12 protein-coding genes and 1 pseudogene are annotated in these 13,359 nt (G+C 64.4%); 9 read left to right on the top strand and 4 right to left on the bottom strand.

Annotated elements, in window-relative coordinates:
* The first annotated feature begins 48 nt into the window (after nt 1-48).
* From J2W94_RS10610 to J2W94_RS10600, 3 genes are all read left to right on the top strand, one after another.
* On the top strand, nt 49-1,347 hold the full coding sequence (locus tag J2W94_RS10610; protein WP_310092994.1) for a serine hydrolase domain-containing protein: 1,299 nt from the start codon (nt 49-51) through the stop codon (nt 1,345-1,347).
* Between the two features lie 201 nt (nt 1,348-1,548).
* Nucleotides 1,549-2,400 carry a formyltetrahydrofolate deformylase gene (purU, locus tag J2W94_RS10605; RefSeq protein ID WP_310092991.1) on the top strand — a complete coding sequence of 284 codons (852 nt, stop codon included), beginning with the start codon at nt 1,549-1,551 and terminating at the stop codon, nt 2,398-2,400.
* Between the two features lie 154 nt (nt 2,401-2,554).
* Nucleotides 2,555-3,307 carry a glutathione S-transferase family protein gene (locus J2W94_RS10600; RefSeq protein WP_310092989.1) on the top strand — a complete coding sequence of 251 codons (753 nt, stop codon included), beginning with the start codon at nt 2,555-2,557 and terminating at the stop codon, nt 3,305-3,307.
* Between the two features lie 65 nt (nt 3,308-3,372).
* Here J2W94_RS10600 and J2W94_RS10595 read toward each other — a convergent pair whose 3' ends face one another.
* Together J2W94_RS10595 and J2W94_RS10590 are read right to left on the bottom strand one after the other, a co-directional pair.
* On the bottom strand, nt 3,373-5,313 hold the full coding sequence (locus J2W94_RS10595; protein WP_310092987.1) for a choice-of-anchor X domain-containing protein: 1,941 nt from the start codon (nt 5,311-5,313) through the stop codon (nt 3,373-3,375).
* 196 nt (nt 5,314-5,509) lie between these two features.
* Nucleotides 5,510-6,829, bottom strand: coding sequence for an APC family permease (locus J2W94_RS10590; protein ID WP_310092984.1), 1,320 nt, complete (start codon nt 6,827-6,829; stop codon nt 5,510-5,512).
* A 253-nt stretch (nt 6,830-7,082) separates the two neighbouring features.
* Between J2W94_RS10590 and J2W94_RS10585 the strand changes: the two genes are divergently transcribed.
* Both J2W94_RS10585 and J2W94_RS10580 read left to right on the top strand, forming a co-directional pair.
* The gene (locus J2W94_RS10585) at nt 7,083-8,381 is read left to right on the top strand and encodes an amidohydrolase (RefSeq protein ID WP_430540599.1); all 1,299 of its coding nucleotides are present in this window, start codon (nt 7,083-7,085) and stop codon (nt 8,379-8,381) included.
* A 10-nt stretch (nt 8,382-8,391) separates the two neighbouring features.
* On the top strand, nt 8,392-8,760 hold the full coding sequence (locus J2W94_RS10580) for a glyoxalase superfamily protein (protein ID WP_310092980.1): 369 nt from the start codon (nt 8,392-8,394) through the stop codon (nt 8,758-8,760).
* Nucleotides 8,761-8,774: 14 nt separating this feature from the next.
* On the opposite strand, the gene J2W94_RS10575 is transcribed toward J2W94_RS10580, so the two are convergent.
* The gene (locus J2W94_RS10575; protein WP_310092978.1) at nt 8,775-9,560 is read right to left on the bottom strand and encodes a TSUP family transporter; all 786 of its coding nucleotides are present in this window, start codon (nt 9,558-9,560) and stop codon (nt 8,775-8,777) included.
* Nucleotides 9,561-9,762: 202 nt separating this feature from the next.
* Here J2W94_RS10575 and J2W94_RS10570 point away from each other — a divergent pair.
* Nucleotides 9,763-11,001 (top strand): annotated as a pseudogene (locus tag J2W94_RS10570) (amidohydrolase); the annotation flags it as partial.
* A 10-nt stretch (nt 11,002-11,011) separates the two neighbouring features.
* On the opposite strand, the gene J2W94_RS10565 reads toward J2W94_RS10570, so the two are convergent.
* Entirely contained in the window at nt 11,012-11,449 is a 438-nt protein-coding gene (locus J2W94_RS10565; RefSeq protein WP_310092976.1) for a protease inhibitor I42 family protein, read from the bottom strand.
* A gap of 77 nt (nt 11,450-11,526) precedes the next feature.
* Here J2W94_RS10565 and queF point away from each other — a divergent pair, with 77 nt between their 5' ends.
* The 3 genes from queF to J2W94_RS10550 all read left to right on the top strand — a co-directional run bounded on the left by queF (nt 11,527) and on the right by J2W94_RS10550 (nt 13,280).
* Nucleotides 11,527-12,342: an NADPH-dependent 7-cyano-7-deazaguanine reductase QueF gene (gene queF, locus J2W94_RS10560; RefSeq protein WP_310092973.1), complete on the top strand. Its 816-nt coding sequence runs from the start codon at nt 11,527-11,529 to the stop codon at nt 12,340-12,342.
* Nucleotides 12,343-12,451: 109 nt separating this feature from the next.
* On the top strand, nt 12,452-12,754 hold the full coding sequence (locus J2W94_RS10555; protein WP_310092971.1) for a LysM peptidoglycan-binding domain-containing protein: 303 nt from the start codon (nt 12,452-12,454) through the stop codon (nt 12,752-12,754).
* A 43-nt stretch (nt 12,755-12,797) separates the two neighbouring features.
* On the top strand, nt 12,798-13,280 hold the full coding sequence (locus J2W94_RS10550; RefSeq protein WP_310092969.1) for a hypothetical protein: 483 nt from the start codon (nt 12,798-12,800) through the stop codon (nt 13,278-13,280).
* Nucleotides 13,281-13,359: the final 79 nt, after the last annotated feature.

Genomic DNA, 13,359 nt, shown 5'->3' with positions numbered 1-13,359 from the left:
GCGGCGGGCCGTCAAGCCATACCCTCGCGCACGCCAGTGGCGAGCTTGATGCGCTGGCCGGAAACCTATCCAATGCCGGTGATGCCGATCAGCCCTCCTCACTCGCCAGGTCGCCGCCGTTTCATCGCAATGGGCGCCCTGTCGGGCATTGCGGGGCTGACGCCATTCGGCGCCATGGCGGCCGCATGCGGGAAGCGATCCAGCGCGTGGATTCCTTCGGATGACTTCCTCGCCGAACTGCCGCGGATCATGGAAGCGTTCGCCGTGCCCGGTGTCGGCATTGCCGTAGTCGAAGAGGGCAAAGTTGCGTGGAGCCGTCCATTCGGCGTGACCAACGCGCTCACGCGCACGCCCGTGGACGCGCGCACGGTGTTCGAGGATGCCTCGCTCAGCAAACCGGTCTTCGCCTATCTGGTGCTGCAGTTGGTGGACCAGGGCCTGATCGACCTCGATCGCCCGCTGGTGCGGTACCGGCGTCCGGACTATCTGGCCGAGCATCCCTGGATCGAGCTGATCACCACGCGCGACGTGTTGCGTCATTCCACCGGTCTGCCGAACTGGCGCAAGTCGCCGGCGACGGAAAAACTGGCGCCGATGGTCAAGCCGGGGACGCGCATCGACTATTCGGGAGAAGCTCTGTTCTGGCTGCAGCTCGCGGTGGAAACGATCACCGGCCAGAGCCTGGACGAGTCGATGCAGGCGCATCTGTTCGGCCCGGCGGGCATGAAGGACAGCAGCTACACCTGGAATGCGGACTTGGCCGCGCGTTCGGTCTACGGCCACCGCAGACACGACCAGCCCGGAACCGACATGCCGCCGCAGATGTTCCGCGAACAATGGACCATCGCCGAGCAGGTCGCCGAGCGCTGGGGCAAGCCGCTTTCTTCGTGGAAGTACGACGACGCGGCGCGTGCGTTGCCGGAAGTGATGGCGCTGGCGCCGGCCGGGCTGGTGACCTGGCCGGGCGACATCGTGGCCAACTCGGCGGCCAGTCTGCGCACCACGGTGCAGGACTACGCGACCTTCCTGGCCCTGGCGATGACGCGCCGGCAGCGCGCGAGCTGGGAGATCAGCGAGACCACGCGGCAAGCGATGCTCACTCCGCAGATCAAAATTCCGGGACGCTGGACGGAGAAAGGGCTGGGCTGGAACATGGAGGCGACCCGCGACGGGCCGGTGTTCTACCACTCGGGCAGCAACGGCGACATCTTCAAGAACTTCGCGGTCGGCGATGCGCAGCGACGACGCGGCATCGTGGTGCTGACCAACGGCGGCAGCGGCTCTTTCGTGCATCAGCGCGTGGTGCGCGCGGCGACGGGGTACGACCTGCTGTCCTACGACCTGTAGGGACAAATCAGAAAAATCGTCATCCCAGCGAAAGCTGGGATCCATCTTGATCTTGATTTGGCTGCAACGCCCTCGTCTTTGAAGCAAAATCAAAGTGGATCCCAGCTTTCGCTGGGATGACGATGTCTCGAGTCCGGGCCGACGGACGCCTTTCAGAGAGCCCGATGCGGAACACGGAACACGGAGCGGTAGTATTGCTCCATGCGCCCCGACTACATCCTCACCCTGTCCTGTCCCGACCGCACCGGAATCGTCTATCGCGTCACCGGTCTGTTGTACGAACTCGGCTGCAATATCCAGGACGCGCAGCAGTTCGGCGACGAAGAGACCCGGCGTTTCTTCCTGCGGGTGCACTTCGATCTACCCGAGGCGGCCGATGCGGAACTGCTGCGGGAGAATTTCCGCTCGCTGGCGGAGAGTTTCGGCATGGTCTGGCAGATCCACGACGCGCGCCGACGCGCGCGGCTGCTGGTGCTGGTCAGCCGCCAGGGACACTGCCTCAACGATCTGCTGTTCCGTGCGCACAGCCGGCAGCTGCCGGTCGATATCGCTGGCATCGTCTCCAATCACGAGGACTTCGCGGCGCTGGCTGCGTCCTACGGCGTTCCTTTCCACTACATGCCGGTAACCGCGGCGACGAAGACCACCCAAGAGCAACGGATCGCCAGTCTGGTGGAAGACGAAGGCATCGATCTGGTGGTGCTGGCGCGTTACATGCAGATCCTGTCGCCGGAGCTATGCGATGCGCTGGCCGGACGCGCCATCAACATCCATCACAGCTTTCTGCCCAGCTTCAAGGGCGCCAAGCCCTACCATCAAGCGCACCAGCGCGGAGTCAAGATCATCGGCGCCACCGCGCACTACGTGACCCGCGATCTCGACGAAGGCCCGATCATCGAACAGGACGTGGCGCGGGTGGATCATGCGATGACGCCCAGGGAACTGGTGCGGGTGGGCAGCGATACCGAGTCGCAGGTGCTGGCGCGCGCGGTGCGGCGGCATGTGGAGCATCGGATTCTTTTGAACGGGCATCGCACGGTGGTGTTCAGGTAAGACGAATAATAAAGAGACGTCGTCATCCCAGCGAACGCTGGGATCCATTTTGATCTTGCTCTTGGCGTGAAGGGCTAAAGCAAAAGTCAAGATGGATCCCAGCGTTCGCTGGGATGACGGACGGGGATTTCACTACTCTGTGGGGAACACCGATATGACCACCGACTACCACATCATCGGCAATTACATTTCTCCCTACGTACGTAAGGTATTGGTGTGCATGGAGCTGAAAAGCTTGCACTACACCATCGACCCCATCGCTCCTTTCGTGGGCAACGAGCGCTTCAGCGAATTGAGCCCGCTGCGCCGCATCCCGGTGCTGATCGACGGCGAGCGCGTGATCAACGATTCTTCCGTGATCTGCCAATACCTGGACGAACTCCATCCGCGACCTTCTCTGTATCCGGCCGATATCGGCGACCGCGCGCAGGCGCGGTGGCTCGAGGAGTACTGCGATTCGTGGTTGGGCGACGTGGTGATCTGGGGCATGTTCTACCAGAAGGGCGTCAAGCGTTACCTGTTCGGCGAAGAGCCGGACGAAGCGGTCATCGCCCGCGCGCGCGACGAGCAACTTCCCGTTGCGCTGGACTATCTGGAATCGCAGATGCCGGCCGAAGGTTTCCTGTTCGGAGAAATCAGCGTGGCCGACATCAGCATCGCCAGTTTCTTCCGCAACGCCGCCTTCGTGCGCTACGCGGTGGATGCGCAGCGCTGGCCGCGGACGGCGGCGCTGTTGGAAAGAACCTGGGCATTGCCCGCGTTCGGCAAACTTGGCGAACTGGAAGAGCGTTCGCTGCGCACGCCGCTGCCGGAGCAGCGCAAAATGCTGAGGGAACTGGGCGCGCCGGTCAGCGCGGAAACGCTGGGAACCTCGCCGCCGCGGCGCGGAGTGATGCGGCTGGAGTGAGGCCCAGCCGCGGGCAAGGCCGATGACCCTGCCCGCGACCGACTCATGTGCGAATGCGGCGAACGCTAACGCGCGGCATTGCTATTCATCGCTCCGTTGCGGCCGGCATCCAGGTACTGGGCCGGATCGCGCATGCCGGTGGTGTGGCATTGCCCGGTCACATGCCCCTGGTTCACCGCCCCGGGCAACTGCCCGTAAGCCTTCTCGGTGGTGCCGTCCTCCGGATCGGAGAGCACCAGGTCGGAGGCGAAATTGCAGTAATCGTTGGTCCACCAGTTGGTGCTCTTGAACGAGGTGGTGTAGTAGTTCACCTTGGCCCGCGCCCAACTCGGGATGCCCGCCAGCCATGCCGAGGCGCCGTCGTAGGTCATGTCGTAGTTGGAACCGCAGGCCACGCCGAACCACGATCCGACCGTGGCGATGATGCCGGACAGGTTGGTGCCCTGATAAGGCGTGCCCACGGACTGCATCAAACGGTTGCCGGTGGCGTTATCCAGGCCACTCCAGTAGTAGGCGTACAGATGCAACGCCGCCGCGCCGCCCTGGCTGTGGGCCACCGTGCCGAACGAGTTCCAGGCGCTGCCGTAGTTTTTCAGCAGCTGTGCGAACTGGTCGTGGCTGCGGTTCTGGTTGGTATCCAGGAACGAGGAGGCATTGGTGAACTGCGATTGCGGCCAGACCCCGCCGGAACAATAGCCATGCACCAGGATCAAGCGCGAGCCGGTGCCTGCCTTGGTCTGTACGAGGGCGGCCGGGCGCGGGCCCATTACCATCGATTCGTCGACAATCGCGCTGCGCTTAGCCAGCGTCGCGACGTTGTCCGGCAGAACGAGACTCAGGCTTGCAGCGTTGGCCACGGGAATGAAGTAATCGGCATCCTCGACGCGTAGGTTACGCAGCGAGAACGGCGCGCGCGCGCCGGCGCGCTGGATCCAGCGCTGGTCGAGACCCAGCGGCAGTTGCCGGCCCTTCGTCGAAGCCATGCCGCCGATCCAAGCCACCGGCACCTGCCTGCCGTTCGCGCCCCGACCCCAGACCTCGGCGAACACGCGGTAGCGACGCGCGGGATCCAAATTTCCCGTAACCGGAATACCCAGGCTGATGCGCGTGCCGCCGGCCGGCACCGCGCCGACCTTCGCTGCGCCGAGCTTCAATCCGGGCGCGATCACCGGCACCACATGCTCGGCGGTGCGCACGAACGCCGCACCATCGCGGTCGATGCCTTGCGCCACCACTTGGACGATGTAAGTGCCGGTTGCGCCCGGCGTGAACGTGCCGCCATAAATCCCATCGTGCGCGACCGCATCGCCACGACGTCCATCGTCGGCCATCGGCCACCGGCTCTCGCTTCCATCCGGTGCGATCACCCGCAGGCTGCCGCGTTGAATGCGACCGGCCGCCGCACCCAGCACCGTGCTCTTCTGCGCGCTGCCGCTGAGCACCGCGGTGAAGCCTAGGCTGTTGCCGACCCATTGGCGTCGATGCGTGGGATACGAAGCCAGTTCGGTACTCGCCTCGCCTTCCATCAACACATAACCGCGTTGCGCTTGGCTGCTCTTGGCCAGACGGTTAGCGGGCCGCAGGGTCAGCGTCCATTGACCGCGCTGCAGCCCTTCCAAGCTGTATTGAGTGGCGGGATACGCGTTGCCGTCCAGACCCAGGCGGGTGGCCTTGGCGCCGCCGGCCATCTTCTGCGCGATCAACGGACGACCGGAAGGCGAAGCCAATTCCGGTTGCCAATCGGCGCCGCCGGAGAACAGCGCGAAACGCAATTTGCCGTTCTCTACCGGCAGGCTGATCGCCGCACCGCTCTTGCCGCTTAACTCGATCGGCAACAGCGCGCTCTTGGAGATCACCGCCGACTGCGCCGGATCGGGCGCGCGCATCTGCGCGAACTCTTCTGGCGGGCCGGACAACTGCTTGGGAATCAATGCGGTCTGGGCCTGGGCCACGGACGCGGACAGCGATAACGCGAACAACAGCGACAGCTTCATTGCCTTGGACATGATGCCTTCCCCTTCCTTATGGTCATGGACACGTCGGTCGGCGCGGCGAATTGCGGCCGGCTGGACGACGTGGATGGGCACACCCGCAGATCCCTGCTTCCCGAATGGCAAAGCCGGTTATACGGGTTCCAGGGGGCGGTTCAATGTGCGCTGCAGCAGGCAGCAGCGGATTTGGAAGGCAACTGTGCCGCGCGTCTCAGCGACGGACGACGCGAAGCAACCCGTAGGTAGCGACCAACGCCACCAGGGCAATGCCGATCGCCAACCATTCCTTGCCGGTCAGGGTGGTCACGATCAGCAGCATCGCCACCACCGCCAGCAGCGGCACCAGCGGTCCGCCCCACAACACGAAGGGCTCGCCGCGTTCGCGCAAACCGGTGCTCTGCCCACGCCAGGCCGCAAGGCTCACCAACGCATAGACCAGACAGATCGCGCCGCCGGAAATCAGCGCCAGCGCATCGAAGGTGCCGCCCAGCGCCAGCAGCCACGCCAATCCCGCGTGCGTGGCCAGCGCCAGCAAGGGCACGCGATGGGTGGCGCTGACGCGGCCGTAGGCGTGCGGCAGGTACCCGTCGCGTCCCAATGCGAACAACAGTCGCGACGATCCGAGCAGGTTGCCGAGCAGAAACCCGGCCATCGAAATGCAGGCGGTGACCAGCAACACGATGCGGCCCGTCTTCCACAGCACGCCGGCCGTATCGGCGATGGGCACGCCGCTGCCGGCCAACGCCGGCCCCAGCAAGCCCTGACTGACGATCTGCAGTCCCATGTACAGCAGCACCACCAGCAGGATCGCCACCATGGTCGCGCGCGGCACGCTGCGCGAGGGATCGCGCACTTCGCCCGAAGGCACCAGTGCGGTTTCCATGCCCGAGTACGCGAACATCACCAGCACCATGCCGGTGCCCAGCGCGGTCCATGACGGAAGATCGCCGACCGCGAAACTCACCTGTGTCCAATCCACGAAGAACAGGCCGATCCCCGCCAGCAGGAACAAAGGCGTCAGTTTCAAAGCGGCCAGCGTGGTAATGGCGCGAGCGCCCAACTTCACCCCGAACGCGTTCAAGGCGAACAGCAGCAGATAGAGGGCCGTCAGCAAACCTACGCGCGGCAGCGGTTGCGCGAACCACGGCACCAGGTTGGCCATCTGCACGGCGAATGCGGCGGCCACGCCCGCGCTCGAAGCCACGTTGCTGATCCACATCAACGAGCCGGCGATGAAACCGGCGAAGCTGCCGAAGGTAGCGCCCAGATAGCTGATCGGGCCGCCGGTGGCGACCGCGCGGCTGCCGATGGCGGCGAAGCACAAGGCGACCGGAACGATGGCCAGCGCACCGGCGATCAGCGCCAGCGGTGCGGCGGTGCCCAACTGCGCGGACAGTGCAGCGGGCATGCGGAAAATGCCGCCGCCGACGATGATGTTCATCACCGCGGCAGCCAAGGCGAACGAGCCGACCGCGCGGATCAGCGCGGCATCGCCTTCCAGCGGCTTGTTGGAGTTCGGATCGGTGCTCATGGATATTCTCGGTCGGGCCGGGCGCAGCGTCGCATGCCGGCCCAGGGATTGCGAGCCGTGTCCGGATTATGGATATGCGATCACGTCATGTAGGAGCTGCGTAAGCTGCGATTGCGAATTCTCTGCTATCGGAAACGATCCTCACGTCCCCGAAGGGTTACCGTCGCAGCTTACGCAGCTCCTACAAGACCCGAGGGTCGCGATACCATGGCCCTCTCTCGACCTGGAGACCTGCATGCCTTTTTCCGGACGTATTGCCGCAAGCGCACTTCTCTCTTCCCTGCTGCTCACGGTCGCAGTTTCCGCACAGGCGCAGGACTCTGCTGCCGCCAAAGAGCTGCAACGTGTTCAACCCCGGATCGTCGAATGGCGTCGCGACCTGCACGAACATCCCGAGCTCGGCACCCATGAAGTCCGCACCGCCAAACTGGTCGCCGACCAGCTGCGCGCCTTGGGCCTGCAGCCGAGAACCGGCATCGCCCAAACCGGCGTCATCGCGATCCTCAAAGGCGGCAAGCCGGGCCCGCGCATCGCCATTCGCGCCGACATGGACGCGTTGCCGGTGACCGAGCAGACCGGTCTGCCCTTCGCGTCGAAGGTGACCGGCGAGTATCGCGGCCAGCTGGTCGGCATCATGCACGCCTGCGGCCACGACGCGCACGTGGCGATGCTGCTGGGCGTGGCTTCGGCGCTGGCGGCGATGAAGGACCAGTTACCGGGCGAGGTGATGTTCGTGTTCCAGCCCGCCGAGGAAGGTCCGCCCAACGCAGGCGAGGAGTTCGGCGCCGCATTGATGTTGAAACAAGGCATCTTCGCCGACTTCAAACCCGACGCGGTGTTCGGGCTGCACGTCTGGGCCGGTCTGCCGGTCGGAAAAGTCGGCACCCGCAGTGGCGCGCTGATGGCCAGCGCCGACGAGTGGACGCTGACCGTGCACGGCAAGCAGACCCATGGTTCGCGACCTTGGGATGGCGTGGACCCGATCACCATCGGCGCGCAGATCCTGCTGGGCACCCAATCGATCATCGCGCGCCAGGTCAACATCGCGGCCACGCCGGTGGTGCTGACCGCCGGACAGTTCCAGAGCGGCGTGCGCTTCAACATCATTCCCGACGAGGCCAAGCTGGTGGGCACCCTGCGCACCTTCGATCCGGTAGTGCGCCAGGACGTGATCGATCGCTTCCGCCGCACCGCCGAAGACTTCGCCCATGCCGGCGGCGGCAAGGCGGAACTGCAGGTGGTGAACAACGCACCGGCCACCATCAACGACCCGGCGCTGGCGCAACGCGGCCGCGCTTCGCTGGAGAATGCGCTGGGCGCAGGCAACGTGGTGGAGATGCCGCTGGTCACCGTGGCCGAGGACTTCTCGCAGTACGCCACCGCCGCGCCGACTTTCTTTTTCTTCGTCGGATCGACTGCCCTCGGCACCGACCCCGCCACCGCGCCGATCAACCATTCGCCGCAGTTCCTGCTCGACGAGCAGTCGTTGCAGGTCGGCAGCAAGGCGATGCTGCAGGTGGCGCTGGATTACCTGAATCAGCCGACCCAGTGAGGACAGCCCCATGACTCTTGCCGTGCAGCAGACGATTCCCACCCTGCGCATCTTCAATGTCGAGAAAGCGAAGGAGTTCTACGTGGATTTCCTGGGCTTCGCCGTCGACTGGGAGCACCGCTTCGAGGAGGTCGCGCCGGTCTACCTGCAGGTATCGCGTGCGGGACTGGTGTTGCACCTTACCGAGCATCACGGCGATGCCTGTCCGGGCTCCACCGTGTTCGTACGCGTGTCGGGGCTGCGCGATTACCACGCCGAAATCAGCGCCAAAGGCTATGGATACCTTCGCCCGGGCGTGCAGCCCACTTTCCACGACTCCCTCCAGATGGAAGTCATCGACCCGTTCGGCAACCGGATCCGCTTCGACGAGATGATCTGAGCCCCACTGGAAATCTAGATGCCCAGCCACGCCCGCAACGGATGGGTGGGATCGGCGAGCAGGCGGATCGCGAGCGCGACCGACACGATCACCAGCAGCGGTTTGATGATCCTGGCGCCCTTCTTCATTGCATAGCGCGAACCCAACTGCGCGCCGAGGAACTGCCCAGCGCCCATGACCAGTCCGACCTTCCACAGGATCGCTCCGTGCGCCAGGAACACGGCAAAGGCGCCGACGTTGGAGCCGAAGTTCAAGAATTTTGTGTGCGCCGTGGCCTTGAGCACGCCGTAACCCGCCAGTGCGATGAAGCCCAGCATCAGGAACGAACCGGTGCCGGGGCCGAACACCCCGTCGTAGAAACCGATCGCCGGCACGAAGGTCAGCGCGAAGGCCGTGGCGCTCAAGCGCCGATGACGATCCAGTTCTCCGACATCCGGCTTGAACCCGAAGTAGAGGGCGATGCCGATGAGAAGGAACGGCAGGACTGTTTTCAAAGCTTCGGCCGGCACCACCGTCGCCAGCAGCGCCCCTGCCACCGCACCCAACGCCGCCGTCAGCGCCATCGGCAATTGGGCGCGCAAGTCGACGTGGCCGTGCCGCGCATAAGACAGACTGGCCGAACCGGAACCGAATAGCGATTGCAGCTTGTTGGTGCCCAGCACCTGCAGCGGCGGAATGCCGGCGAGCAGCATCGCCGGAATAGTGACCATGCCGCCGCCGCCGGCGATGGCATCGATGAATCCCGCGAGCAAGGCGGCCATGAACAACAACAGCAGGATCAACAGGCCAAGCTCTTCCAAGGGATCATCCGGCGATGGGAAACGGGACGTTGGCGCCCGTGCTGGCACCGAATGCGAAACCGATGATATTCCATCGCCCTCCACGCGGGTTAGCATCGCGCAACCCCACAGGAGTATGTCGATGCCCTTCCCCGCCCGGATCGTCCCGCTGTTTGCCGCGATGGCCTTCGCCTTCCATGCGAATGCGCAGGAGTCGCCCACCCAGCGCGCGGAGGTCTCCGCCGCGGCAAGTAAACTCGATGCGAAGATCGTCGCCTGGCGTCGCAACTTCCACGCCCATCCGGAACTTTCCAATCGCGAGGAGCGCACTTCGGCCAAGGTAGCCGAACACCTGCGCGCGCTTGGCTTGCAGCCGAAGATCATGGCCGGCCACGGTGTGGTGGCAATAATCGCCGGTGGCAAGCCGGGACCGAAGATCGCCCTGCGCGCGGACATGGACGCGCTGCCGGTGACCGAGCAAACCGGCCTGCCGTTCGCGTCGAAAGCGACTTCTACTTATCGCGGCGAGAACGTCGGCGTGATGCACGCCTGCGGTCACGACGCGCACACCGGCATCCTGATGGGCGTGGCCGAAGCGCTGGTGGCCATGCGCAAGGACCTGCCCGGCTCGGTGATGCTTATTTTCCAGCCGGCCGAGGAAGGCGCGCCGCCGCCGGAGGAAGGCGGCGCTTCGCTGATGCTGAAGGAAGGGCTGTTCAAAGACTTCAAGCCGGAAGCGGTGTTCGGGCTGCACGTGTTCTCCAGCGTGCAGGCGGGACAGATCGCGGTGCGGCAGGGGCCTCTGATGGCAGCGTCGGACCGGTTCTCCATCAAGGTGACCGGCCGGCAGACGCACGGCTCGGCGCCGTGGAACGGCATCGATCCCATCGTGGCCGCCGCCGACATGATCGGCACCGCGCAGACCATCGTCAGCCGCCGCACCAATATCGCCAAGCTGCCGGCGGTGGTGACCTTCGGCGCCATCAAGGGCGGCATCCGTTACAACATCATTCCCGACGACGTGGAAATGGTCGGCACCATCCGCACCTTCGACCCGAAGATGCGCCAGCAGGTCTTCGCCGATCTGCGCAACGTGGCCGAGCACACCGCCGCCGCGCATGGCGCCACCGCGCAGACCGACATCTACGAGAAGGACGGCAATCCACCCACCGTCAACGATCCCGCGCTGACCGCAAGGATGTTGCCCAGCCTGCAGGCCGTGGTCGGCAAGGACAATGTGTACGAGCCGCCGCTGCAGATGGGCTCGGAGGATTTCTCGCTATACGCGCTGGAAGTGCCGTCGATGTTCTTCTTCGTCGGCTCGACCTCCAAAGGCATCGATCCCGCCACCGCGCCCAGCAATCATTCGCCGAAATTCCTGCTGGACGAATCCTCGCTGGACATAGGTTTCCGCGCGCTGATGGAAGTGACGCTGGACTACCTGCACGGCGAAAACGGCTGACGATGCGGCGTTATTCCACCACCACCCGGTAGGTCGCGGTTCGAACCGGCTCGACTCCCTGTTCCCAGGATCGCCGGTACACCAGGCGCAGGGTTGCCGTTCCGGTCTGCGCGGCGCGGTAACGCCAACGCGAGATCCCGCCGGCTCCCGGCATGGGCGGAACCGCCGGTGCGGCGCTTGCGGGCACCGGCGCCGATTCCAGCACCGGGCGGCCATCCTCGATGATTTCCCAGGCGTAGCCCGTGCTGGCGTTGCTGTCGAGCGCGATGGCCAGCAGCTGGCCGCGCCGCAGGCGGGTTTCGCCGTCTGCCTGCGCGTCGACCACGACGGCGTCCGATGCGTTCTCGGAAGTTCCGTCGGCTTCGGTCTTGTCGCCCGGCTCCGTGGCGCATCCGGGCAACGCCATGGCACAGGCGAGAAGGACGATGGCATGCGGCTTTAAGGACATGACTGGATCCTGTGGCGGAGGGCGGAGTTCGCCGTTTTATACACCTGACCTTACCGGCGCGCCCGTAAAATGAAGCCATGAATACCCCACAAGATTCCAGTCTGGGCCAGGAAGTCGTTTACCCATCGCAGTACGACGCTGCTTTGCTGTTCCCGATCCCGCGCGCCGCTGGCCGCGCGGAGATCGGCATCGCCGGCGACGCTCTGCCCTTCATCGGCCATGACCGCTGGCAGGCCTACGAGCTCAGCTGGTTGGATGCGCGCGGCAAGCCGTGTGTGGCCACCGCCACTTTCACCGTGCCTTGCGATTCGCCGAATCTGGTGGAATCCAAATCGCTGAAGCTCTACCTCAACTCGTTGAACTCGGAACGTTTCAACAGCGATGAGGCCGCGCGCGAACGCATCGCCATCGATCTGTCTGCGCGCGCTGGCGCGGACGTGATGGTCGCATTCGGCTTGCCGGAAATGTCGGCGGCGGACGACGGCGAATCCATCGACGCCCAGGACATCGAAATTACCGACTACGGTCCACCGAACCCCTCCTACCTTTCGTCGGATGAAGCGCAAATCGTTGAAGAGGTACTTGTCTCACATTTGCTCAAATCCAACTGCCCGGTCACCGGCCAGCCGGACTGGGGCAGCGTGGTGCTGGCCTACCGCGGGCCGCGTATCGAACGCAGCGGACTGCTGCGTTACCTGGTGAGTTTCCGCGAACACGCCGGATTCCACGAACAGTGCGTGGAACGTATATTTCAAGAGGTTTCGACGCATTGCCGGCCCAACCGGCTGTCGGTAGAAGCGCGTTATACGCGCCGCGGCGGACTCGACATAAACCCCTGGCGCGCGACGCACGGTTCCGCTTCGCCTATCGCTCTGCGCGAGGCCCGCCAATAGCGTTATGAACCGCGAAATTGTGGTTTCACCCGCAGGCGATGAATTCTTAACAATGCATGTGTAGATTTGGCGTCCCCAGCACATCAACTCCCTCAGGGAGGAGCCCCGCATGAGCACCGAGAAGAAAGCTGATTTTTCCGATGTCACCGCTAAGGTCGACAGCACCGAGCAGAAAGCGGCTGATTTTTCCGATGTCACCGCCAAGGTCGACAGCACCGAGCAGATCATCGGCGAGCGCACCTACACCATCGAGAAAGGCGACACCCTTTCCAAGATCGCCAAGGAACAGCTTGGTCACGCAAGTGCGTGGAAACAGATCTTCGAAGCCAACCGCGATGTGCTGGACGATCCCGACCGCATTTTCCCGGGACAGGTGATCAAGTTGCCGCCCGGCACCGATACGACCGCCTGATCCTGCTTCTCTCTCCCAATCAAACCATTCAAGGACCGACCTCATGAAACTCAATCGCATCTCCTACGCTCTGATCGTCGCTTTGGCCGGCACCGTTGCCCTGGCCGGCTGCAAGAAGAAGGAAGAGGCCGTCGCGCCGGCACCGGTCGTGACCGAGCCCGCACCGGCTCCCGCCCCCGTTGAGCCGGCACCGGCTCCGGTCAGCGCCACCAGCGTCACCGTCGGCAACACCGCCGCCGCCGACAAGTCGGTTGCGGCCGTCAGCACCTTCGGCGTCAAGGACAAGATCATCGTTTCGGTCAAGACCGACGCCGCCACAGCGGCCAACGCCGCCATCGATGCCAAGCTGACCTATCAGGACGGCCAGGTCGCCGGGCAGCAGACCGCCAACGTCAAGGCAGAAGACGCCGGCACCACCAATGTCGAATTCACCAAGGCTACTCCGTGGCCGGCCGGCAAGTACAAGGTCGATGTGACTGTCAACGGTCAGCCCGCTGGCATGACCCAGGAAATCGAGGTCAAGTAAACCGCCCTCTCTCCAGGGCGGCAAGCTCGGGCGCGGAGCAATCCGCGCCTTTTTTTGTCCGCGACAAAAGTCGGCTTTG

The organism is Pseudoxanthomonas sacheonensis (assembly GCF_031455975.1).
GTDB classification, from domain to species: domain Bacteria; phylum Pseudomonadota; class Gammaproteobacteria; order Xanthomonadales; family Xanthomonadaceae; genus Pseudoxanthomonas_A; species Pseudoxanthomonas_A sacheonensis_A.
Note: the sequence above shows the minus strand (reverse complement) of the source record. Positions and strands in the feature narration are given on the sequence as shown.